23 protein-coding genes are annotated in these 22,053 nt (G+C 62.0%); 9 read left to right on the top strand and 14 right to left on the bottom strand.

The features are described from left to right. Window positions 1–2: 2 nt before the first annotated feature. From AB0O24_RS18460 to AB0O24_RS18420, 9 genes are all read right to left on the bottom strand, one after another. A complete protein-coding gene (locus AB0O24_RS18460) occupies window positions 3–230 on the bottom strand; it encodes a hypothetical protein (protein WP_363376912.1) in 228 nt (75 codons plus the stop codon). Between the two features lie 664 nt (window positions 231–894). Next, on the bottom strand, window positions 895–1,680 hold the full coding sequence (locus AB0O24_RS18455; RefSeq protein WP_363376921.1) for a toxin glutamine deamidase domain-containing protein: 786 nt from the start codon (window positions 1,678–1,680) through the stop codon (window positions 895–897). 178 nt (window positions 1,681–1,858) lie between these two features. Then, a complete protein-coding gene (locus AB0O24_RS18450) occupies window positions 1,859–2,119 on the bottom strand; it encodes a hypothetical protein (protein ID WP_363376910.1) in 261 nt (86 codons plus the stop codon). A gap of 21 nt (window positions 2,120–2,140) precedes the next feature. Further along, window positions 2,141–2,758 carry a hypothetical protein gene (locus AB0O24_RS18445; RefSeq protein ID WP_363376908.1) on the bottom strand — a complete coding sequence of 206 codons (618 nt, stop codon included), beginning with the start codon at window positions 2,756–2,758 and terminating at the stop codon, window positions 2,141–2,143. A 5-nt stretch (window positions 2,759–2,763) separates the two neighbouring features. After that, on the bottom strand, window positions 2,764–5,457 hold the full coding sequence (locus AB0O24_RS18440) for an FtsK/SpoIIIE domain-containing protein (protein ID WP_363376906.1): 2,694 nt from the start codon (window positions 5,455–5,457) through the stop codon (window positions 2,764–2,766). A gap of 40 nt (window positions 5,458–5,497) precedes the next feature. Further along, window positions 5,498–5,986, bottom strand: coding sequence for a nucleotide exchange factor GrpE (grpE, locus tag AB0O24_RS18435; protein WP_363376904.1), 489 nt, complete (start codon window positions 5,984–5,986; stop codon window positions 5,498–5,500). A gap of 11 nt (window positions 5,987–5,997) precedes the next feature. Next, window positions 5,998–7,122 carry a tetratricopeptide repeat protein gene (locus AB0O24_RS18430; protein WP_363376902.1) on the bottom strand — a complete coding sequence of 375 codons (1,125 nt, stop codon included), beginning with the start codon at window positions 7,120–7,122 and terminating at the stop codon, window positions 5,998–6,000. A gap of 33 nt (window positions 7,123–7,155) precedes the next feature. Continuing rightward, the gene (locus tag AB0O24_RS18425; RefSeq protein ID WP_363376900.1) at window positions 7,156–8,688 is read right to left on the bottom strand and encodes an Hsp70 family protein; all 1,533 of its coding nucleotides are present in this window, start codon (window positions 8,686–8,688) and stop codon (window positions 7,156–7,158) included. Window positions 8,689–8,778: 90 nt separating this feature from the next. Continuing rightward, a complete protein-coding gene (locus tag AB0O24_RS18420) occupies window positions 8,779–9,144 on the bottom strand; it encodes a hypothetical protein (protein ID WP_363376898.1) in 366 nt (121 codons plus the stop codon). A gap of 331 nt (window positions 9,145–9,475) precedes the next feature. Between AB0O24_RS18420 and AB0O24_RS18415 the strand changes: the two genes are divergently transcribed. After that, on the top strand, window positions 9,476–10,186 hold the full coding sequence (locus AB0O24_RS18415; RefSeq protein WP_363376896.1) for a hypothetical protein: 711 nt from the start codon (window positions 9,476–9,478) through the stop codon (window positions 10,184–10,186). 55 nt (window positions 10,187–10,241) lie between these two features. Here AB0O24_RS18415 and AB0O24_RS18410 read toward each other — a convergent pair whose 3' ends face one another. The 4 genes from AB0O24_RS18410 to AB0O24_RS18395 all read right to left on the bottom strand — a co-directional run bounded on the left by AB0O24_RS18410 (window position 10,242) and on the right by AB0O24_RS18395 (window position 13,363). Continuing rightward, window positions 10,242–11,174 (bottom strand): ThiF family adenylyltransferase, encoded by a 933-nt coding sequence (locus AB0O24_RS18410; RefSeq protein ID WP_363376894.1) that lies wholly within the window; start codon window positions 11,172–11,174, stop codon window positions 10,242–10,244. After that, window positions 11,171–11,893: a hypothetical protein gene (locus tag AB0O24_RS18405; RefSeq protein ID WP_363376892.1), complete on the bottom strand. Its 723-nt coding sequence runs from the start codon at window positions 11,891–11,893 to the stop codon at window positions 11,171–11,173. The genes AB0O24_RS18410 and AB0O24_RS18405 overlap by 4 nt, the downstream gene beginning before the upstream one ends. 111 nt (window positions 11,894–12,004) lie before the next feature. Next, the gene (locus tag AB0O24_RS18400) at window positions 12,005–12,913 is read right to left on the bottom strand and encodes a hypothetical protein (RefSeq protein WP_363376890.1); all 909 of its coding nucleotides are present in this window, start codon (window positions 12,911–12,913) and stop codon (window positions 12,005–12,007) included. A gap of 165 nt (window positions 12,914–13,078) precedes the next feature. Then, window positions 13,079–13,363 carry a helix-turn-helix transcriptional regulator gene (locus AB0O24_RS18395; protein ID WP_363376888.1) on the bottom strand — a complete coding sequence of 95 codons (285 nt, stop codon included), beginning with the start codon at window positions 13,361–13,363 and terminating at the stop codon, window positions 13,079–13,081. Window positions 13,364–13,702: 339 nt separating this feature from the next. On the opposite strand from AB0O24_RS18395, the gene AB0O24_RS18390 reads away from it, so the two are divergent. Beyond that, entirely contained in the window at window positions 13,703–14,848 is a 1,146-nt protein-coding gene (locus AB0O24_RS18390) for a hypothetical protein (protein ID WP_363376886.1), read from the top strand. A gap of 353 nt (window positions 14,849–15,201) precedes the next feature. Then, on the top strand, window positions 15,202–15,549 hold the full coding sequence (locus tag AB0O24_RS18385) for an Lsr2 family protein (RefSeq protein ID WP_363376883.1): 348 nt from the start codon (window positions 15,202–15,204) through the stop codon (window positions 15,547–15,549). A 134-nt stretch (window positions 15,550–15,683) separates the two neighbouring features. Here AB0O24_RS18385 and AB0O24_RS18380 read toward each other — a convergent pair whose 3' ends face one another. Next, the gene (locus tag AB0O24_RS18380) at window positions 15,684–16,409 is read right to left on the bottom strand and encodes a hypothetical protein (RefSeq protein WP_363376881.1); all 726 of its coding nucleotides are present in this window, start codon (window positions 16,407–16,409) and stop codon (window positions 15,684–15,686) included. A gap of 198 nt (window positions 16,410–16,607) precedes the next feature. Here AB0O24_RS18380 and AB0O24_RS18375 point away from each other — a divergent pair, with 198 nt between their 5' ends. The 6 genes from AB0O24_RS18375 to AB0O24_RS18350 all read left to right on the top strand — a co-directional run bounded on the left by AB0O24_RS18375 (window position 16,608) and on the right by AB0O24_RS18350 (window position 21,941). Then, window positions 16,608–16,931: a hypothetical protein gene (locus tag AB0O24_RS18375; RefSeq protein ID WP_363376879.1), complete on the top strand. Its 324-nt coding sequence runs from the start codon at window positions 16,608–16,610 to the stop codon at window positions 16,929–16,931. A 433-nt stretch (window positions 16,932–17,364) separates the two neighbouring features. Next, window positions 17,365–18,594, top strand: coding sequence for a hypothetical protein (locus tag AB0O24_RS18370; RefSeq protein WP_363376878.1), 1,230 nt, complete (start codon window positions 17,365–17,367; stop codon window positions 18,592–18,594). A gap of 61 nt (window positions 18,595–18,655) precedes the next feature. Beyond that, complete coding sequence (locus AB0O24_RS18365; protein WP_363376876.1) at window positions 18,656–19,114, top strand: META domain-containing protein; 459 nt, start codon at window positions 18,656–18,658, stop codon at window positions 19,112–19,114. Window positions 19,115–19,335: 221 nt separating this feature from the next. Further along, the gene (locus AB0O24_RS18360) at window positions 19,336–20,781 is read left to right on the top strand and encodes a hypothetical protein (protein WP_363376875.1); all 1,446 of its coding nucleotides are present in this window, start codon (window positions 19,336–19,338) and stop codon (window positions 20,779–20,781) included. After that, window positions 20,778–21,275: a hypothetical protein gene (locus AB0O24_RS18355; RefSeq protein WP_363376873.1), complete on the top strand. Its 498-nt coding sequence runs from the start codon at window positions 20,778–20,780 to the stop codon at window positions 21,273–21,275. Before AB0O24_RS18360 ends, AB0O24_RS18355 begins: the two co-directional genes overlap by 4 nt. Window positions 21,276–21,593: 318 nt before the next feature. Beyond that, complete coding sequence (locus AB0O24_RS18350; RefSeq protein WP_363376871.1) at window positions 21,594–21,941, top strand: hypothetical protein; 348 nt, start codon at window positions 21,594–21,596, stop codon at window positions 21,939–21,941. Window positions 21,942–22,053: the final 112 nt, after the last annotated feature.

Raw genomic sequence — 22,053 nt, 5'->3', positions numbered from 1 at the left:
ATTCAGCTCCCGGCGGTGACGCCGGCACCTACGGCCAACACGATTACTAGGAGGACGGTGATGGCAATGCCGACTAGGCCGAGGATCACCCCCGCCTTGGAAGTGCCATAGGGGTTGAGACCGGCGGCTCGAGACGCCTTCTGAGAGCTGAGCCCCATGAACACGGCGAACAGCGCAGGGACCGCGCCAACGACAGGGATGAGGCCGACTAACCCGTACGCCAGTGCCAAGCCTGCCCGCTTCCTGCCCGGCGGGGGTCCACCATATGGATTCCAGGCGGCCGGCGGCGGTGGGGTCTGTCGTGTGACCTGCGCTTGGGACGGCAGCCCAGGCGGAAGCGGTGGCATTCTCAATGGCTGCGAACCGGTCGGTTCGGAAGGCTGAGCGGGCGGAGGCGGAGGCAAGGTCATGTGATGTCCGTTCGCGGTCTCGGGTTCGGGGACGATTTGAAGGTAAGAAGTGGCTTCGCTAGGCAGTCTTAGCGATTTCCTTAGGAGGCCACGGATGTAGCCACCAGGTGTCCTATTCAAGGAACCCCCGATTCAGACTGAACCGGGCAATTTCATCGCTCACGGATGCGCCTCATTCTCAAATTAGAATCCAGAGATATAGCGACGACGCCGGCTTACGGAGACGCAAGGGGGCCTCCGGGATGATCGAGTCGGGCATAAGCCTCATCAAACGAGGTGGTCGACGGTGAGAACGCACACACGACACCGTCTCGTACGAAGTAGAGCCGGTTCGATCGGCGGTGCCCGGCGGGCGCGAACAAGAGCGCGTCCTCGAACCGACTGATGTTCCAGTCGTCCGGGGTCGTATGCGCGTTCGGGACCTCGTGCTCAGCGAGCCACGCGTTCAGCTCCTTCGTGGCGAGGGCGTTCTGCTGGTCAATCGTCAAAGTAGAACCTCCTTCCAGGGCCGACCGCCAGATGGCCTGACGACGGCTTCTACGTTCCAGATTGGTGCCGCGTATCCGGGGGGCCAGTCGTCGTCCCTGCCGATCTGACCGTCAGCCCAGCGCACAACGCCCTTATCGTCGACATAGGCGTTGAACCAATGACCGCCGGCCTGTCCTTGAGGGACTCTTGGATCGTCCCAATCGATACCGACAATCGCGACTGCTCCCGGTCCCTCTTGGCGCAACTGCTCCTCTAACGAGGTGTACACCTTGGCGGAGAACTTCGCCGGCTCGATGAGTCGGCCCGGATTGGAGAGCCGTGTGGTCGACCTGACTCCAAGCGCTGCCCACATCTCAACGTACTCACCCGGAGGCTGATGGCCGTCTCCGAACGCGGCGGATACGCCTACACCTTGATACGCATCCGCGACTGCACGTGAGCACGGACCGCAGTTGTTTGTCCATGCTTCGATGCCCGTGGAGTAGTTGGGGTTAGTAGTGCCTATCCACCCGCCGATCCCGTGATCGCCGAGGTCGGAAACAGCTTGCGCGAAGGTCGCTTGTTGGACCGCTGTCGGCGCGATGTACCTCGGGGTCGCCCATGATGGGCGCGGCTCCGGGTTCGCGCCGGGCGTGGGCTCGGGGCCACGGTCTGGAAAGCCTAGGCCTCCATCCGCGTGGCGCACGACGAAGCCCCTGCCCGCGAGCGCGGCTTGATGAAGGTGTTGGGCCGCTTGAGAGATGGAACGCTGGGCCGACTGAAGTGCCGCCGCGGTCTGCATGCTGTCGGCACGCCCTGAGGCCCGCGTCGCGTTCGCTGCGCACGATGCGGCCTGCCCAAGCCGTCGGGCGTGCTGCGCCAGTTGGGCGGCTTGGTACTCAGCCCCCTTGGTCACCGCATCGAGCGCGAGCAGGAGGTCCTGTAGTGCGCTCATCAGTACCTGTCCCTACCCGGGTTCGTCAGAGCGACGCTGCGAACTTGCTCGCTGCGTGCGATGCCTGCTGCAAGGCGGCGATCGCCGCGTCGAGCTGCTTCTCGGCGGCCTGCAGAGTCTGGATCATGTCCTTATCGACCCTTTGCGCACTACCGCCGATGGTCGCCTGCACTTGATTCACCGCCTGCGAGAACTTGGTCTTGAATCCCGTTAAGCCACCCGCGGTTGACTTCGCATCGCTGGCGATGGCGGTTAGTTGCTGCTTCACACCACTGAGTTGAGACATTTCCTACCCTTCGGGTTTTCTCTACTGAGTAACAAAAAGAAAGATGACCACGACAGCAACAGCGACCACTCCAGCCGCGACTACTGAGGAGATGATCAGAACACGTTTCCGCCGCTGAGCTTCCGCCTCCGACTGAGCCTTCGCCGCCGCATTGCGGGCTACCCTCTGCTCCTCGCGAACGCGTTCTTGACGGAGCTTCAGCGCGAGCGCCGCTTGCTGCGCCGCGCGAACGCGACTTGCGGCATCTTGCCTCTCCTGTGCGGCGGGTAGCGCGGTCGCCGTGATTGCCGCCTCGACCGCGGCAGCGACTCGGTTGTGTGCGTCCACCGCCCTTCGTATAGCATCCTCGTCCCCGCTGGACGCGACCTCAGGGCGCACCCGTGCGGGGAGAAGGACGTTATGCGCTTTGAGTGAGTCGACAGTCGATGAGTAGCGCGAGTCTGCGGTGCGACGTAGTCCGGCGATCCGCGTCGTGGATTGCTCGAACGCCCCGTCTGCCGCCTGCTTCGCGTGTCCAGCGGCCTTGTCCGCATTGGCCAGGCCGGACCTCAGCTGTGCGGGGATCTTTAGCAGCGATGCGAGCGCCGCTTCGTACTCTTCGTACCTCGACTCGGCGTCCGAGGAGGTTGGTGCTGCCATGACCCTTACACCTCCCAATTGGTGTTTACGACCGTCGTCACGTCGCGTGCTGTGACGGGCGCGAACGGTACTATCGTCACGGGCTTTGGCAACTGCGTCCGATCAGAGATCAACCCCCTGTTGTCCCGCACCGACCAACTGACGAACGGCCCGAGGAACTCCTGCACGGTGCTTTGGTCGATCCGCAGCATGAGCAGCGCGTCGATGAAGCCTTCACCGCCGAAGCCGATGTGCGAGCTGAAGGTTGCTGCGTTCGCCCACCAGCAAAGCATGTGGATGTGCTTGGCCGACCCCATGCGGAGAACGTGCTGAAGATCCTCGGAGGGCTTATGCGCGAACATGTCGGGGACGTCGAGCACTGTGGCTCGGTCGAGCCCGAAGCCGAAGATGTAGCGCGGTGCGGACTCGACCTCTCTGGAGCTGATTTCGGCGACGAGTTCCCGCAGGTAGCTTGCAACCTCGGCGCGCGACACACGGCGAACCGGGTAGTCGATGGACTCCATGACTGCCAGCCATTGGTGATGGTTGTTTCGTGCGAACGTGTGCTCATCGAGCATGTCGAGGCTTACGAACTCGGCGTCTCCGGCAGGGTGCTGGAGCGCCAGCGAGACAGCAGCCGACTGCAAGGTACCTACCGCATTGTTCACGGGCCCGTCCTCCGCCTCGGGCCCGCTCGGTTCGCCGGCTCCCAGGATGGCGAGGTGGCGACCAGGTTCCGCCGCCAGAGGAATGCCTTGGGGTTCGCCGCTGACATCGATGGGGTAGCCGAGCAGGGCTACCGCAGTGCCGCCTCTCGTGGCAGATCGGGAGCGGGAGCGGCGGAGCGATTCGGTCGCGTCGCCGATGCGGATCTGGCGGCTGCCGTCGAAGACCAACGGCCGTTCGGTTTCGTCGCGTACTTGTAGCCACCATTCGCGTCGCAAGGCAGCGAGTTCGTCGTCCTTGGCTACTGCGACGGTGATCTGCTGGTTGGAGTCGACGAGGCCGTAGTCGAGGTTGAGGATCGCCTCGCCGCGAGCTCGCAGTCGGGCCGCGGCGTCGTTGCCCTGACCGAGCGTTGCGAACGACTCCTGGAGGGCGTTCTTGAGGGCCAATCGGATCGGGAACTGCGCGAAGATTCCGCCCTCGCGCGTCATGAGCGCTGAGATTCCGGAGACGGTCTGCGACGCGAGGATGAGGTGAATGCCATACGAACGCCCGCGACGTGCGATGCCTTCGAGTAGTTGTGCTGCTTCGTCGGCGATCTTGTCGTTGGGGTCGAACATCATGTGGAACTCGTCGACCATCACGATGATTCTTGGCATGCGCTCACTAGGACAGGCGGCGCGGTATCGCGCGATGTTGTCGCCGTATGGGCGAAACAGCTTGGCGCGGCGAGAGAACTCCGTCTCGATGTGCATGAGCACTGCCAGTCCGAATTCTCGATCGCTCTCGAGGCCGAGTACACGCGCATGCGGCAGGAATTCTGGCGAGCCGGGCGTCGGCGCCATCGGATAGAGGGTGACCCCCTCCTTGTAGTCCATGAGGTAGAACTCCAACTCGTCAGGTGAGTATCGTTGCGCGAGGCTGTGAATAATGACCTTGAGAAGGTTGGACTTGCCTTGACCGACAGCGCCGGTGATGAGGATGTTGTGCCGTTGGTCTTTCTCGTCGCCAAGGGTCACCTCAACGACTTTTGGTCCCGCGAGCCCGAGAGTGAACCGCAACTGTTCGGCGCTGTTCTCTGTCCACTGAGACTCAAGCGACTGCACCCGCTCGAACGGCACAGATGGGGCGGAGACCGAAGCTGCCCGCGCGGCGAGAGTGTCGACATCATGGGCGAGCGCGGCGCGGTCGTGCACAAGGGGCATTAGCGTGAACTCAGGGTGGCGCGTCCATCGCAGGGTCCTATTGTGTTCCCGGATCGTCGAGCCCAGCGTGTCGAGCTGACCCTCGCGCCACCAATTTGGCTTCTCTACGTCGTCGGGCGACATAGCGAACACAAACGCGACACCGGCAGCGACACCGGCTTGGGCGAGCGCGAGCACCTGACGGTGCAGTGGCTCGTCGATTCCCACGGGATAATCCGCGAGTACGACGAGCCTGAACCTCTCGACCGGGTGGTCGACCCTGGCGCGAAAGTCAATCAACGATCGTGAGACTCCGCGCAGCATCTCTTTGACACGCTGCACATCCGCAACGACCTCACGGATCGTGCGCTCGAAGTCGGGTGTGGAGTTCAGCACACGCAAGGAGTCGTCCGAGATGTTCCGAAGCGTGCTGAATGGGGCCATCACCGACGACAGGTTGGGGTCGTAAGCGATGACATCGAGCTGTCCCGGCGCAGTTCCCTGGAGCGCACCCCAGACGACGCTCTCGATCAACTCATTTCGCCGACCCACTGAGGCGTCTACAACTACGTTGCCGCGTCCGATCAACGGCAGCAGAAGGGGCGCTCTCACCTCCGAGTTCACACCCGATGCGAACCCGTCCATGGAGAGCTGTCCGAGAGTGACGTACTCCGCCACGTCGAGCAGGCCATTGCCCCTCTTGAGCATCACCTCTGAGATGTCACGTGCACGCAGGCTGTGCTCTGAGACAGCCTGCGCAGCCATATTGCGGACGAGCGCCTGCTGCTTCGTCAGTTCGGACTGAGCCTGCTGGTAGGTGTTGGCACGAGCAACTTCCGCAACTGTATGTGCGGCGTCGAAGACGCCCATCAGCCTCGCATGAGCGAAGCGGAGCTCCTGAGCCGCGGCGTCAAGCGATGTCGTCATTGGCATGCACCGCGACGGTCACCTGAGCGGGTCGCAGCAGGCGATCACCCAGCAGATAGCCCTTCCGTGAGATCGCCACGATGCTGTTCGCTGGGAACTGATCGCTGGCGCGCACGGTGTTGATAACCTGATGAACGCGAGCGTCAAAGTCGCCAGAGTCGTCGACCTCGACGAGATCCCGGCGGAGGAACACTTCCAACAGTTCCTCCGCCACGGATTCGATCAACTCTGGCGAAGCTGGCTCCGTCTGCAATCTGTCAACGGCGAGCAACGCTTCCTTGAACAGCGTCTCCAACTGACGATAGCGGAGGGTATCGGCTACGGTTCGAGACTGCTCCTGCAGGCTCTCGATGAGCGTATTTTTGCCCTTGTCCTCGATCAGTCGTCGCTGAAACAGATCACGGAGTTGCCGAACTTCCTCCCGCAGTCCGCTGATCGCCTCTTCAACTGTCGCCGCATCCTGGTCACTCACGATCGAACACCTCACTGGAGCCCGGTTTGGCGGACGAACGCGGATGACTGCTTCCAGTTCCACTTCCATCCGGGGATTCGATGAGATCGAACCCAGAGGAATATCCACAGGACCGCGAGGCCGAGGCAGAGCAGGCCGAGGACGACGAATCCCTGGCCGATCCAGAAGAAATTGAGCATCGCAACGACCGTGAGGATCTCCCCGGCGACGAGACCGCCCAAGCCATCGCGAGACCATAGCTTCACTTGCTCTGCCCGTTCCACGTTCACACGGATCTCGTTCACGTCGTTGCGGAAGTCGATGTCAGAGATCTTCAACGCGTCGATGACTGCGAGCTTTTCCTTGCTGTGGTTGAGCTGGTTCTCCGTCAGGATGCTCTGCGAACCGTCGTGGTAGGTGGACCACGTGCGGGTGATGATCTCTTGGAGCGTTAGGCCGTAGAAGTATCGGATCGTGTCGTCCCCGGGTAGCTTCTCGAACGCTTTCTTGAGGATGTCGTGGGCCTTCTCGACGTTGCCAAGCGCCCCCTCAGAAAGTCCGACGAACGCCGAGTAGTAGACGTTGCTGGGTTCAAGCTGGCTGGCGCGGGTGTACTGGGCCAGCGCCTTCGCCCAGAGCCCATTGCTTTTATAGAGGTCGCCGAGTTCCGCGTGGTAGGAGGCATCGTTTGGGTTGAGGCGGACCGCTTCGTTTAGTTCGAACTCGGCATCTGCATAGGCACCCAGCTGGGCCGAGCTCAGTCCGCGGACAAACCACGCCTCGGGGTTCTCGGTCTGCTGGTTGGTCGCCTCACGTGCAGCGTAGTTGGCTTGTGCACTGTTGCCCTGCACAAGGTAGTCACGGGCGATCTGCAACCAGTCGCGTTCCTGCGTCGAGCCGGTACGGGGCAGTTCGGGAGCGACGACCCGAGCAGCGAGCTGCTGATCGTAGTCGCGACGCTTCGACGTGTCGAGCAGGATCGTCTCGGCCTCCGCAATGTTTCTGATCGTCTGCTCGGCGAGCTGTCGGGTTTCCAGCTTCGGGTGGCCGGTGCGCGGCGTCCATTCGCGTCGTTTCTCGGCGATCGCTTTCTGCACGTCCACTGAGCTGGCGCTGGGCGCAATGCCGAGGATGTCGTAGTAGTTATCAAGAGCCATTCGTTGGCTTCTCCTCGCTGAAATCGTCTGACATCACTGAACGGAGAGCGAGGAGACCTTGGTGGTAGCAGCTTTGAGCTGCTCGTCTGTGAGATTCGCGAGGCGGTCAACCTCGAAGGTCCCGAGGGACTGGCTCGTCGTCAGGTCAGTGACCTCGACGAACACGGTCTGGTCGATGTCGTAGGCATAGGTGATGCCGAGTGGAGCCCCCTTTGGGTAGGGCGGAAGGGGAATCTCCTTGGAGCCGATCTCGACGACATAATCCGGGTGGGTGTCATCGCCCTGTGTGACCTGCACGAGCACCGTCTTCTGGTTGTCCTGCACGGTCGACCCCGAAGTGCTGAACTTGGCAGGGATCTTCGTGTTGCGCGGAATGATGACCTCATTTACATCACGGTTCGTCTCACTGTCGAGGAAGATCACGCCAAGACCTTGTGAAGTCACGTCGGAGATGATCGGGGCCTTGCCATCGAAGATGGCGAGGCCCGGACCAGCGGTAGTAGATTGCTCCATCGCTGCCTGGATCGCCGCTCCCAAAGCGACGGCCTCGTCGGGGCGTACGGAACGGTCGGCAGATTTCCCGGCGAGGCGCTCAATAAGTTCCCGCACCATCGGCATCCGAGTCGAACCGCCGACAAGTAGCAGGTGGTCGATGCTCGCCCATGTCACTCCGGCTTCGCTTAACACGAACTCGGTCAAGTCCTTCGTGCGGTTCACCAGGTCCTTGGTGATGCGCTCGAACTCCGCGCGTTGGACAGGGATCCGATACTGGCCGCCGCCAGCGGAGACGTGCACCGTCGTCGTGGCGACGGTCGTGAGGCTCCGCTTCGCCATCTCGGCCTTCTCGCGAAGGGACGCAACTTGCGCCAGATCGTCGAGCAGGTCGCTCGGCCCGCCTTGCGCCTCGACCTTCTCGGCAATGTACTCGATGAGCTTGTTGTCGAAATCGAAACCGCCAAGCATCCGATCACCATTGGTGCCCAGCACGTCGAAACCAACGTCTGTAATGCGCATCAAAGTCACATCAAACGTGCCACCACCGAGGTCATAAACGAGCACAAGTCCCTGCGCCGACGTGTCGACGCCGAAAGAGAGCGCCGCGGCGGTGGGCTCGTTCAGCACTCGCAGGACATTCAGCCCTGCTATGGCTCCGGCATGCTTGGTCGCTGTGCGGCGAGCGTCATCGAAATAGGCGGGCACCGTGATGACGGCATCCGTTACAGGCGCGCCGAGCGCAAGCTCGGCATCCTCCTTCAGCCGCCTGAGGACAATGGCTGAGATCTCCTCAGCGGAGTAGCTGCTGCCGCTTGTCGACGTAAACCGCCAGTCGGGGTCACCCATCTGCCGCTTGACGAACTGAACCACGTCGTCGGGGGCGCTCGCCGCCGAGTGCTTCGCCATGGTGCCGACCAGTGGCTCGTCAGAGTTGTTGAACGCTTGGAACAGCACGACCGAAGGGGTGATGTCTTCACCATCACGGTTCGTCAAAATCTCTGCCTCGCCTGAATCGCGCAGGACGGCTACCGCAGAGTAAGTCGTGCCGAGGTCTATCCCGATTGCAGGCATCGATTGCGATTCCTTCTCCAACGACGGTTGTCAGTTAGGGCGCCTGTGCCCGCGTTCATTGGAGACACGAACTCAGGCGCAAGTCCAAATTCAGCCAACTTGTTGCAGCGTCGTGTCGCGTTGCTGAATTGCGAGCGCCACCACAGCGGCAAGCTTCTTAGAACCACCCAGGCTCACGGTGTTGCGCGCCCCACTCCACGCACGCTCAAATCCCGAGTTGCCGAGAGCGACGACAGACACCAGGCGGTGGTCGCCTTCGTCGTTTACGTGAATCTGGATGGCCGAGGAGCCTCCGAGGAGGCTGCCCTTCTCTACGAGCACGGCGAGGTCCGGAGGATCATCGAGTGCATCAAATTGCACCGGGCTGATCTCCGCGTTACCAACCGCCCCGCGCACGATCTGCTTGAGCGCCCCAACGTCCAACCGAGAACGGTAGACGCTTTCCTCGTGCTTCATACTTTCCCTTTCGATTCGATCCCGACGTCACCCCAGAGCCTGTCGCGACAGTAGAAGTGGGTCCCGGTTTCGGAACACTTCCGATGATCAGACGTAAACGTATCCGTTTGGGACATGGTGTCGCAAGTTGCATGTCCCGTTTTCCGGCCATCTCGAGAGCCGCGCGTCACTTGCCTCAGGACCGTGTTGATTCGAGTGACATACGCTCGTTGTGTTCCGCCCGCTCTCAGAGGAGTTGTCTCAGTCGATGCCGCATCTTGACGATGAACCGACGTGGGGCCTACCGAGTCGGCCCGCGCGCCTTAGTAGCGACGAGGTGCGCTCGAAGGTTATGCAGACCGCCATCTCAGAGCTCGGCAAGACCGGTCTGACGGTCAGCCTTGAGCATCTGCCGTTGGAGGAGTTGATCCGCACCGCGGGGGTGCCGCGAAGTTCGTTCTATCGGCTGTGGTCCGCCAAGGAGAGCTTCTACTCAGATCTGCTGGTCGAGCTCGCGACGTCGTCTGAATCGCACGACGCGATGTTCTACCCGGGCACGCAAGACGCAGCCTTCGGCGTCATCGCGGCGTATCAACATCTGTTGGGTACGCAGGAAGGTCGAGTCGCTGTGCTCCGTGAGGCGGTGCGTGTGGCGACTCGCGCCAACTTTGATCACTTCAGCGCATCGGTGGCTTGGCGGTCCCACGTCACACTCATTGCGTCGGCTAGTAGCCTGGCCTACAGCAATGACCGAGAACGACTCGCCGCCACGCTGCAGGAGACCGAGCGACGGTTCATCGCGCGGACGGCCGAGTTCTACGGTGGGGCATTGCAAAGACTTGGGTTCGGCTTTCATGAAGGTGCGTCAGCTGAGCTCCTGGCTGGTCTTGGCGCAGCCGTCGTAGAGGGCCTCGCCCAACGCCGCCTCGTCAACCCGGATCTGGCGGACACCATCATCATGAAGCCGGGCATCGACGGAGAGCCGGTCGAATGGCATCCGGCCGCCATCGGCTTCTGGGGAATCCTCGAAGGACTTGTCGACCTTCAGGCGCACCGAGAATGAGACATTTGACTCCCGGTGCGCCCGAATGTGATTCGGCTGGCGTCGGCCTACAGGACTACAGCGGGGTTTCTTGGGCGTAGGACGCCTTCGGGTTCCGCCCGAGAAGTGACCGGCCAGTCAGTACAGCTGCCCCCGCCCAGTGACGCGTGCGAGCGAATCGAATACGCCCCGAAGCCAATGCCATGGGGTCGGTGTACGCCCACCGCGGCGCAAAGACGGGCGATCGACGATGGTTACGGTCGCCTCGGGTGAGATGGAGGAGTGCTTCCGTCGCTCCGAGACTCACCGCGGCTTTCACCCCCTGCACGACGGAGGGCAACGGTGCGCCGGCAAGTGCTGCCTGAAACGTCGCCAAATCCCCGTAAGCAGGCACATACGGGACGCACCGACTCAAGTCGGCCGTTCTCGTCGCGGCTTCGTCGAGCGTGATGTTGGGCGGGAGCCCCATCATCCGCTCGAAGGTGTATCGACTTCCCGGCGCGAAGGACGTCGCGATCGCGCCGAACCCGATGTTCATGACGAGGAGATTCGGTACCCCGTGACGACGAGCGGCTCGCGCCAACGCGGTACCGACGTGAAGGTAGTGCAGTTCGGTTTCATCGAGGACGAGGTCGGCCCCGGCGACAAATGCATCGGCGTTGTCGACGGTGATTCCCTCGGGGAACGCGACGACGCGGGTCTCCGGACGGATCTTCGCGATGGCTTCCTGGAGCGCTTCAACTTTCGGTCGCCCGTACGTGTCGACGGTGGCCCAGGCGACGCGGTTGGAGTTTTCCGGAACGAAGGTTTCAGGGTCCGCGAGCCGTACCTCCTTCGCGCCCGTCATCATGACCAGGGCCATGGCGAGGTCAAAGCCGTCGCCGCCGGCACCTGCGATGGCAATGGTCGAGTTCTGCAGGAGCTGCTGCTCGCTGCGCCGCCAGAACCCGAGGTTGCGGCGAAACTCGAGAGGAACCGCGTCCGACGGGGTCATGTCGTGGGCGCTCATGCCTCGACCTTCCCCCAGAAGCGGATAGCACCCTCTGAGACGTCCAGGGCGTCGATTTCGGCGAGGCCGCCGAGGTTCGCCGCCGACACGATGGGGTCGAGCTTGATCGCCACGTTGACCCCCTGGTACTCGTCGAGCCAGACAGGCTCGGAGATGCGCGAAACTCCGATACCCATGACGCGCAGCACGCGTTCGAGCGGACGCTCGACGATGGCAAACACTTTGTCGTCAGCGCCGATCTGGCGGATGTGCGCGATCACCGAACGCAGCAGTTCACGGAGCGCGAGCGCTTGGCTAGCCGATTCGTCGAGCCGTCCGATGTAGCGGGAGACTTCGACACCTTCGGTGCCGAGCTCCAGGCCGTAGAGCGAATCGACGGGCAACGGGCGGTTGTCGTTCCCGATCCGCTCAATGACGCGCACGCACGCCACCGCGACCGGCTGTGCGGCTCGGTTCTCCACCACGACAAACGCAACGGAACGGTCGTCGTCGTCGTCAAGGTCCACACCGTATGGGAGTGCGGCCTGGTCGAGCATTCCGGTCTGGACGGTGTAAACGCCGGTTCGCAGATCAAGGTACGACGAGTAGACGGGGTTGGATTTGAGGCCGCACCCGAGGGAGATCAGTGCGAACCGGCACGAGGCGTGTCCCTTGAACACGTCTGCACGGACCGGCGGAGTGATCTCCTCGTTGCGAACCTTCTTGTTTCGGGTGGCCATGAACTGGTCCTTTCATCGAGTAGCTCGACGCTAGGAACCAGCCCACAGACGCGGATCAAACTGGAAAAAAGATGGAAGCCGCACCAAGGGCCGGGGCACCACCTAGTGCCATCATGCCCCGCCCCATGACCATCCGAAACCATTGTGAAGTCCGCCATGCGTGTCACGCATCGAGAATTCGTACCTACCGGGGCCCGAAGGTTCGACGGAAACGCCTGGCACGCGGCCGAGCGCGAAGTGGGTGACTTCTTTGATCCGCCAGACGTCGGCGGGCGTTTCGCCGAGGAAGGTCACACTAAAGGTCGAGAGCAAAGACCGGTGATGGTAGGCACGGGTTGCCAGCAGCAGTGGCCGGGATTGAACAGGGTGATCGTCAGGGGTGAGTTCGAAGAGGAGTTCGTAAGGATTACCGCGCTTCATCGGCACCGGCTCGGCTTCAGTGCCAAAGTGCCAAAACTTGTCCCTGGTGATGATCTCGGGGCCTACTGATCGGAGCCTCTCGGAGTGGACGCGGAACGCGCCGCTGGGACTGGTTCGAACATTCGCGGGATAGCTTCGATCTATGTCCAGGTGGTCTGCCTCATCGAATGTGGCAACGAACCGCCACCGCTCGGTCGTTCGTTTCCATAGGCGGTCTTCAACGACGAACTCCGCGCTGATGGTGTCGCAAATGAGCCCGTTGTGCATATCGGGCACATCGAGGGTTACCGGAGACTGTCGATAGGTTCCTCGAAGAAGTTTTTCCATCAGCCGGCGAACGGCCGCCTCCTCAAGATCTGCAACGGTGTCCGGCTTGCGACGGATCCGGTTTCCATAGACGACGCGCCGGTCCGCAAGGGTTTCTAGATCTCGTGTCTCGTCGCTCAAGCCGTAGATGTCAAGCAAGAGGCCGGCCTCGATGTTCTCGAGAGAGTGGATTGCTGAAACAAATCGAAACCGCATCCGCTCAAACGAATCGGACGACTCTTGCTGAAGCAGCTGCTTCACGAGCGCCTCACGTTGAAGTCGTGCCGCGGTCATCCCGCGTCCCTTTCTCAAGCGAAGCAGCTCGCCAAGAAGGTCGCGTGGATCCATGGGTTTTACCGATTCCTGTACTCGCTTGCTTGACCCCAGACACCGTGACACAGGGAGCGCTGGGTCTATTGGTAGCCTCCACGACAATCCGACTGTCGTCCAGCGAACCGGCTACACGTTGACTCGCAGCTCAGGAACGGGCGGAAGAAGATTGTGCACAGCCACTCCGAGCACCTCGCAGAGAACGAGCACAGTGGCAAGCCTGGGGTTGGTTGCCGTGCCACCCTTGGTCACTGCTCCCCGCTCATACTGCTGATACGCGTACAGCGAGATCCCCGCCCGCTCGGCCACAGCCTCCTGCGTCAGCCCGAGCGCGTCACGTCGCCGCCGCAGGTTCATCCCGAGCTCCCGCGCGAAATCGGCCCATTCGGGCGTGCTCGCGGGGTTGGTACTCACTACTCAACCCTGAAACCAAGAAGAGTTGGCTGTAACCAATAGAAATTGGTAATCTCCGGACGTACCCTGCCTGCCGTCCTGGACAGGCGTTCGCCGGCCAGCCCGTCCGGCGCTCACTCACACCCTGGGAGCACCGCCTTGACCCGACCCGCACTCACTCGCCATGCCAGACGGGCAGGCCACGCTGTGGCCGCCGTCCTCATCACTTCCGGGCTAATTGTTCTCGGCCTAGGAGGAGCCGCTCAGGCGTCGACCACTTCCAGCCCGACAGCCGTGGAGGCTGCGTCGCCTGACCAGGCTCGACTACCGAACGGAACCCCGTGGTCGTCGATCTCCCACGTGGGAGTCGACATCGACACGCCACTGACGGCCACGATCAGCTTCGACTACGAGATCACGCCGGGCGTGGACGAGACCAACCTGTTCGTTCAGATCCCCACGACTGACGGCCCGCCCCTGAAGTCCTGGGACGTCCACTTCGCTAAGGACGGCACCTTCTCCGAAACAGTGTCCCTGCCCGCCGGAACGTACCCCTTGAAGATTGAGGGTTCGTTTGAATGTGGCGTGGACTGCTCCGACGTCCGGCCCCTCTATGAAGGGGCTTTCACAGTCATCGCCGTACCTTACGGCGACACGTTCGTCATGATCACGAGCGGTCCCGAGCAGACCGTGAACGACAACGGCGACGTCACCCTCACCCTTGGATACGACCTCCGGCCCAACGTGGAACAAACGGGAGCCAGCGCGCTCCTGGAGTCCTACGTCGATGACGAAGCCGGTAACCGCACGTGGTTCCACCCGCCGAGCGGTTCGCAGTGGACGAACGTCGACGGCCCCGGAATCTTCACGGACACCATCACCCTCGCCCCCGGCACCTACACGCGCCACATCACCAGCTCGTTCGTCCAGCACTGCGACTGCTTCGGCACCAAAGACATCATCGAGCCGTATACCTTCACCGTGCCCGAGAAGGTCGACCCCACTCCCACCCCGACGCCTACGCCGACCCCGACACCTGAGCCCACGGCCACCCCAACAGCAACACCGACACCGCAGCCGACTGACGCCCCTTCCCCCTCACCCACCGCTACCTCGACGCCGATCGCTATCTCGCTCTCGCCGAGTACGGTCGTGCGGGGGAATCAGGTCACGGTCAACGCAGCTGGCCTCGCGCCCGGCGAGTCCGTCGAAATCTGGCTGCATTCCACGCCGGTCAAGCTGCTGTCGACTGCGGCCAGCGCAGAAGGCACGATCTCAAAGACCGTGACCATCCCCTCCGCGACGACAGTCGGTGCACACAATGTCGAGGTACGCGGCGCGACAAGCGGTTCCGCGTACGCGGCACTTACCGTCAGCGACGGTCTAGCAATCACCGGCTTCGACGCCACCAGTACCGCGGCTACCGGGGTCGGAGCGAGCATCCTGATCCTCGGTGGCATCACCGCCCTCATCATCGCCCGTCGAACGCGTCGACAGCAGGTCTGATGCTCTTTCCCGCGCGGAAGCCAGCCCTTCCTAAGGGAAGGGCTGGCTTTTCGTTCTGCCAGGTTTTCAGCGCCCCATGGGGAGTGGGGCTGGCACCGCAATGCTCCCGTTCACCGGGACGGGAGCGCGTATGTCTCGTGCCGCACGCAGGCGCTCGTAAGCACCGCGCACCAGGACGCCCCACTTCTGATCCGAGGTGGGGGCGTCGTCCTTCTCTACACACCGACTGCGTACCGACAGGAAGCACGCAATGTGTCAGTTTCGCTCCCAAACGAAAGAACTGATACCCGATCGGGATGGATTAACGCGTGTGCAACTAACGATGTAGGTCATAGCGGTATAGCGTTTCCTACATGGCAATTCGACGCGTTACTCAAATGGTCGACGATCTCGACGGCACCGTCCTCGAGACCGGAAAAGTCAAGCAGATCACCTTCTCCGTCGAGGGACGTGCATACGAGATCGACCTCTCCGAAGAAAACGCCGACAAGTTCTACACGGCACTCGCCCAGTTCGTGAATGCCGCCCGCCCCGCCGGATCCGCCGCCGCTCCGCGCGCAGGGCGCCGCACGACACGGGCCAGGAGCGACGTGGATCTTGCAGCGGTCCGGCAGTGGGCTCGAGAGAACGGTCACACCGTGAGTGACCGCGGCCGGGTGCCCGCGACCATCGTCGACGCGTACAAAGGCGCGAACGCTTAGGCCGCAGCGCCGATACAACCCACCATTCAGAAGAGGCTCACCCGTCCAGGTGAGCCTCTTCTGACGTGACAGCGGCGGCTTCTTCGAACTGCGGGTATCCACGGAACGAATGCCCGCGCGCCCCAATCGACGGCTTAGGTGGCCGTCCGCCGTCTCCGTCGTCGGGCGCGAGTGAGCGCCGACTCGATCTGTCGAGGGCCGCGACCGAGTTCTCGTAATCGAGGTCGACCCTCGCGCGGCTCGATGTTCATATGCCGCCACCGCCGACGAATGTCGACGACCTTCGTCCCGGCCGGTGCAGGCCCCGCCCCGCGCAGGGAGAACACCGGTACGGCACAGTCCAGGTTGAGCGTCACCGCTCCACCCGACGGGTCTTCGGCTTTGCCCGTCACAAGCACGGCACCAGAGACCGGAAGGCTCAGCGCGAGCTCAAGTTGCCACGGTCCCCAAAAGAGCGTCAGGCCGTGGTCGTGGCCCACATGTTCCGGAAGTGGCCTGACGGCGATCCAGACGAGGCCGTCGTATCGCGCCGGCCACTTGTGTGCGTGGTGGGTTCGGGCGACACCGTGCGCCTCGTGCCACGGATCCCAGATCGCCCCATAGAGCGAACGCACCGCCAGGGACACCCAGCCGCCCGCACCGTACAACTCGTCCAGATGGTCCGCGAAGGCAAGCTTGGGCCGAGACGTTCCGGCCTCGTACCGCTGAAGCTGCGAACGGGACAGGACGATGCCCGCCGGACTCACGTGCTGCTGGTGCTCTATCGCCCGCAGGCTGATCGTTCGAAGCTGCCGTAACCCCGCGCCGAACTGAGCCCACGTCGACGGAATCGACGCCAGAGGGTTCGGGCTATCGCTCACCGGTGTCTCACCTTGTCCCAACCTGACCGAGAGGCTCGATTTTCCCGGAAGATGACGGAACCCGAAAGCTCGACGCGCACCAGTCCCGTGTCGTCAGACATCTCGACACCCGCTGCTCAGCGCGGGTAAACCTGATCACCACCGCACCCATCCCAGGGAGCCCTGAGCCCATCTCTCCCCGGAACAGAAAGGCCACACATGACCCTCGCTGCCCCGGACGCCTCTCCCGAGTGCCCCGTGTGGTGCGCGGGCCACGAAGACGCCCAGGAGCCCGCGCCGCCGCGCTGGCACCGGAGCGAGGGCATTGTCGTGAGCGTGACTGAACGACGCCGCGCACCCCTCGGCGGTGACGCGGCACCGCTCTTCGCCGAGGATTTCGTCGTCGCGATCGAACGGGACGCTCAGGCCACATACCTCTACGTCGGGCCGCTCGAGGACGGGCGCCGATTCTTCGCCGTCACCTTGGACAGCGCACAGCGACTCCACGCAGCTATCTCGGCCGCCCTCGAGATCGCGACGTAGGCGGTATGCGGCTGATCGGCGCTACGGCCGCTCGTTGCGGCGGGATCCGCCAAAGCCACACTGGCGAGTCAGCGGCCTGCGGGTGCATGTCTGACGCGGCTGAAGCTGGCGGGTTTTCATCGACGAGCGCGCCTCTCGAGCAGCCGAGACCGTGCTCGCCCGGCTCAGCGGGCGGCTCCAATCGTCGTCGTCGTGCGGGCGTGGGACCACTGGCCGCTGGAACGAAGGTCCACCGAAAGGGGGACAGCGCCTGTTGGCCGTCCCACCCTAAGCTGTCAGCGAGATGCGAAATGGAACAGGAAATTATATGAATCACCGAAAATTCGTCAAGGGCCTTGCGGTTGGGGCCTTGACGATCCTCGCTGTTGGTGCCACCACGAATTCGGCTTACGCGGCCGGTTCCACCGAGGGGGGCGTCGCTGCGGCTAGTTCCGTGTCCGCCTTCACGTCTGAGGTTGGCTCGGAGTATCTGCAGAACCAGCAGAAGCTCGGAGAGTTCACCTCGTGGCTCCTCGACCAGCCCGGTAATGCCGAGCGCGGCTACATTGCGTCGGTGAACGACGCCGCTTCGTTGTCCACAATCCTTCTGTGGCACGGGTCCGATTCTTTGCAGACCGAGGCTCTCGAACACGCGCAGGAACTTGGAATCACAGCGACTGTTGAGCAGCGCGAGCATTCTCTCCCAGAGATTGACGCTGCAGCGATGGCGCTTCTAGACGCAGCGCCCCAGTTCCTTGAGCAAGGTTTCCAGATCGAAGCAGTGGCAGCAGTCTCAGCTGAGTCGGAAGCAGTTACAGTGGTCGGCAACTTCGTCGATGACACGCAAGCAGCAGGACGGGCAACGCAGTCGCTGTCGGCTTCCGTGGAAGACCTTGCCGCCAGCCTCGTTGATACTCCGATCGACGTGCAGGAAGTTAGTAGCGTTGAGACCTTGAACGGAACACGCGGGGCCGCAAGTGCCCCATTCTTCGCCGGTGGAATGATGATTTCCAAGGATCCGAACGGCGACACCGATAAGGGGATGATTTGCTCCTCGGCATTCGGGATGAAATATGGTGGAACTGCGCGCACTACGACAGCACGTCATTGTGTCGCCCCGTCTGGAACCTGGCGCTCTCCAAATAACAATGCCAACTATGGCTCGCACCTCGTGACGTCAACTGACGGTGGAATGACGGTCCTTTCGGGAACCGGCGGGAATCGCACTTTTGACAATGAATGGTACAACACGCAGGGCTTCTCGAAGAACGTGTATAACGCATACGATGTCGGTTTGAACGACCTTGTTTGCACGAGCGGCGCTAATTCGGGAGTGCATTGCAACGTCAAAATTACGAACATGCGTTACTGGTGGGATGACGGCTACGGGCGTCTGTCTACAATCGAAGGCACCCAGCAGACTTCTGGGCAAATGGCCGCTACAGGCGGAGACAGTGGCGGTCCCGTCTTCATGCCGTACGGCGGAAGCTTCTCGCAGAGCGTGGGTGCGGTTGGAATCATCCAAGCTGGCGTCAGAAGTATGGGCGAGACTCAACCCAATTGCTCGAACAGCCGTTACCCGAGTGACAAGTGCGCTCGACGAGTTCTGTTCACAAGCGTTAACACAGTCATAAAGCACGGTGGGCTGCCTGGGCTCTCTCTGCTGACCGGACCTCAGCAGTAGCACCGGTCGATGCGTCCCACCTCACGACAGGTGGGGCGCATCAACGCACGATTGGAACCAAATGTCGAGAAGATGGCCCCGCCATCGTGTCGCGGCGGCTGCACTCGCACTCGTCTCGTCAGTCAGCCTCCTTTCTTCCTGCGCAAATGGAGGTCAATCCAGTGAAGATAAATGTGCGGAACTGATCCCAAATGTCGAAGCGTGTCGAACTTACTCCCTGGAGAAGGTGCCCGAAACGGCTCCGAAACTGGGGAGCCCCTCGCAACCGGTCACGCTGAGGACTGAAGGACACTCGCTTGTTATCGACACCGGCTGCAATACCGTGAGTATTACCGGCGACGCAGATGGTCAGATTTTTATTTCTAGCGAAGTTGCTGCCGGGTTGAAGTTGTGCAGTCAAGAAGAGACGGCATCCGAATCCTGGTTGACGGAGTTCTTTTCCGGAACGACCACATGGACTTCAGAAACGGGCCTCATTACGGTAACCAAAGGTGACGTTGAGTTGGTATTCGAAATTTGATATCAAGGTGCCTGTCATGGTGCCAAAGTCCCTCTCCTCCCAGTTCCCGACTTAATCCGCGTGCATATCCCGATACGCGAGCTCGCGTCTGCCCCAATCCTCTGCGTGAGGCGTGGCACACAGTTGCGTCATACGTTCCTCGCTGCTCTGCGTAGAGCAGCCAGGTTTCTAGTGTTAGTTGTCAAACGAGTTCAAGTGGCTCATCAGATGAAAGTGATTAAATGATTTTAGGTATCGCGAGACGACAGGTGGTGCTGGCTTCCCTGTCGGCGTGCGTCGTCTCCCTGGGGGCGCTCACCCTTATCCCGCCATCTGCGGCGAATGCATCAGCAGCCTCCGCTGTCGATGAACAGGCGGCGGTCCAGCCCATCGATCCGGCGTTGACACCCGAGTTCACGACCAGTCCAGTCCTGATCTCGTACTGGGACGGCGACGAAGCAGATCTGACGGCCGAGCAGAAGGATGAACTGGATTCAGCTGGGGTTGAACTTGATTCTCAGGTGACCGAGAAGCCCACCTCAGAGATCAGCGAGGAGCTCCTCGATGAGGCGGGTACCTGCGTCATTGGTCTTGGCGAGGATGCCGTCGGTGCTCTAAAGGAGTGCGCTGCACAAAACAATGTCGAGGGGCTACGTAGCTCTGCGGACGCGGCTCGATCCGAAGCAACTGCGGAGTCTGGCGATGACATCGCAGATGACGAGGTAGATGCGTCGACAGCAGTTGAAGCACTCGTGGCAGAGGCGCCGCCCACGACATCTCCGTGTCTCAAGATGCAGTGGGAAGTCAAGTATGTGAGCCGGGCCGAAGCGTGCATCGCTAACAGCCACATCGTCTACGTGGTGTCGAACAGCACGGGCCAAGTAGTCGGGAATTTTCTCCTTGAGGTCGCTACGCACACCGTGACCCAGAAAAGCCTCGTCATGGAAGCGACGAACTACACCTGGCTTCGCGCCACCAACGCCACGGGTTATGCGGCTGGACGCACCATCTCAGCTAATGGTGTCTACGGCTGCAACACGGCGGGCTGCACGAACGGTCCCGCGAGTTTCGCTACGTCCCTAAATGGATCATGGAAAAAGGCTCAGGGGTCGAGCAAGTTCACCTTCGGACCCAGCGCAACCCCCCGACCTCTCTCCGAGAACTGGGTCTTCACGCTAACAATTCCGGGATCCAACCCCGTCAAAATCCAGGGACTGGCGCTAAAGCCGCGATGCGACAACAACGCAATCAGTGGTCTCGGGCAAGGGTGTGTCTACCCGCAGTACATCTCAACGGTCCGCATTCCATCGTCTGGTGTGACGGCCGCCGCGGGCCAACATATTGCTAAGGCGCTCGCGTCAGGACTCCCCAACACGCTGAGCCGCACGTCTCCGACGCAAGCGGTCAAGAACCGTCAAAGCTCGTGTGCGTTCATTGTCTCGCTGCCCCGCGAGGAGAACTACGAATGCGACGAGTACCCGTTTGCTTCAACGCAGCAGGGCGGAAGCAAGGATCGCCGCATCTTCCAAGGATGCCGATGGAACCCGGTGACTAAGACCGGTCCTGCGGGCGTCAGCGTCTGCCTCATCCCCAAGGACGACAATAAAAAGGCGGGGGATCTGCTCAATTCGTTCTATCGCCAGGCTCGAATCCTCGAAGGTGACGTGTTCAAGGTGCGCGTCTCATGACGCTAGATCGAGATCTCGTAGAAGCAGAGGTCGGCTCCTCGTACCATTCCTTCTGGGTAGGCGACGAGGAATGGAGCGACGAGCGCGGGCCGCTCGAGGCCGGCCTTTTCGAGCGTGCACCGCAGGGCAACGGCATCTTCATCGACACCGCAGTCCACACAGGTCTCGTGCCCATCACCCTCTACGCCGTCCTAGAACCCCCGGCCGACATGTCGGAGGAGTGGCAAGATGTGGTTCGCACCTCAATCACACTCAGCGCTGACCGCATCTATGTCGTCCCAGTCGGCGGGCTTGGCGACATCAGCGAACTCGCCCTCGTGCGCGCTGGCACTTTCGGGATACAGGTGGCAGGCAGAGGCCGTGAGGGCGTTGCGGACGAAAGCGAGTTGGCTGAGAGCTACGTGGTTCATCTGTGGCCCATCGAGCACGAGGAGACAACGGCAGTTCTTCGTCTCTCGTCCCCGCGGGCACAGAATCATCTGAGGCTCGACTGACGCAGGCCCAATCGGGCCGGTCGCGTGAGCAGAGCACGGTGCCGACGGCACCTCTGATTTGCTCAGAATGCATCAACGACAGCACCGTGTCCCCAACCCTGTGGGGGCACGGTGCTCGTTTGCTTTCGCTGGCTCGGTCCCACTGGGTCACTCGTTCGACCGGACGGTTGGCGCGGAGCACGTTACATCGTTCACTGGTGACAGCGGGTGTTGCAGTTCAGTCCTGGCACCCGCTCCACAGCTTCGTTGCCGGTATGCGGTCTTGGAGAGAACCATTCGAGTTCTCGGGCCGCACCCGTCAAGGAAGGTGACCCGCCCATGAGCGAGTCCGACACCACCACCCCGCCCGCCTCGGCCGCGTCCGCCAACGGACTCGGCTACGGCCCGATCAAACCCCTCGCGGTCAGACTCAACGAGTCCACCCGCACCCAGCTGGACATCATCGCCCAGCTCAACGACCGGACCGTCACCGACGAAGTCCGCCTCGCCATCGAAGCCTGGATCGACAAGGCCCGAACAGATCCGCACATCCAACGCCGCGCGAAGGATGTCCGTGACGAGATCGAACGCGAAGCAGCAGGCAAACGCGACGCCATCGCCGCCATCTTCGACGCCACACCGGCGCCGAAGACGCCGCGGACGCCGCCGAAGCCTCAGGCGACCTGACGGCTCAACCTCATACGGGCTCTTCGGACATTCGGTGGGGGTCATGGTGTGAGTCCGCCGGCGGCGAGGAGCATGCGTAGCCGGTAGTTGTCGCGGTTGCGGAAGCCTCTGG

It is taken from the genome of Microbacterium sp. NPDC086615, assembly GCF_040686055.1.
GTDB lineage: Bacteria > Actinomycetota > Actinomycetes > Actinomycetales > Microbacteriaceae > Microbacterium.
Note: the sequence above shows the minus strand (reverse complement) of the source record. Positions and strands in the feature narration are given on the sequence as shown.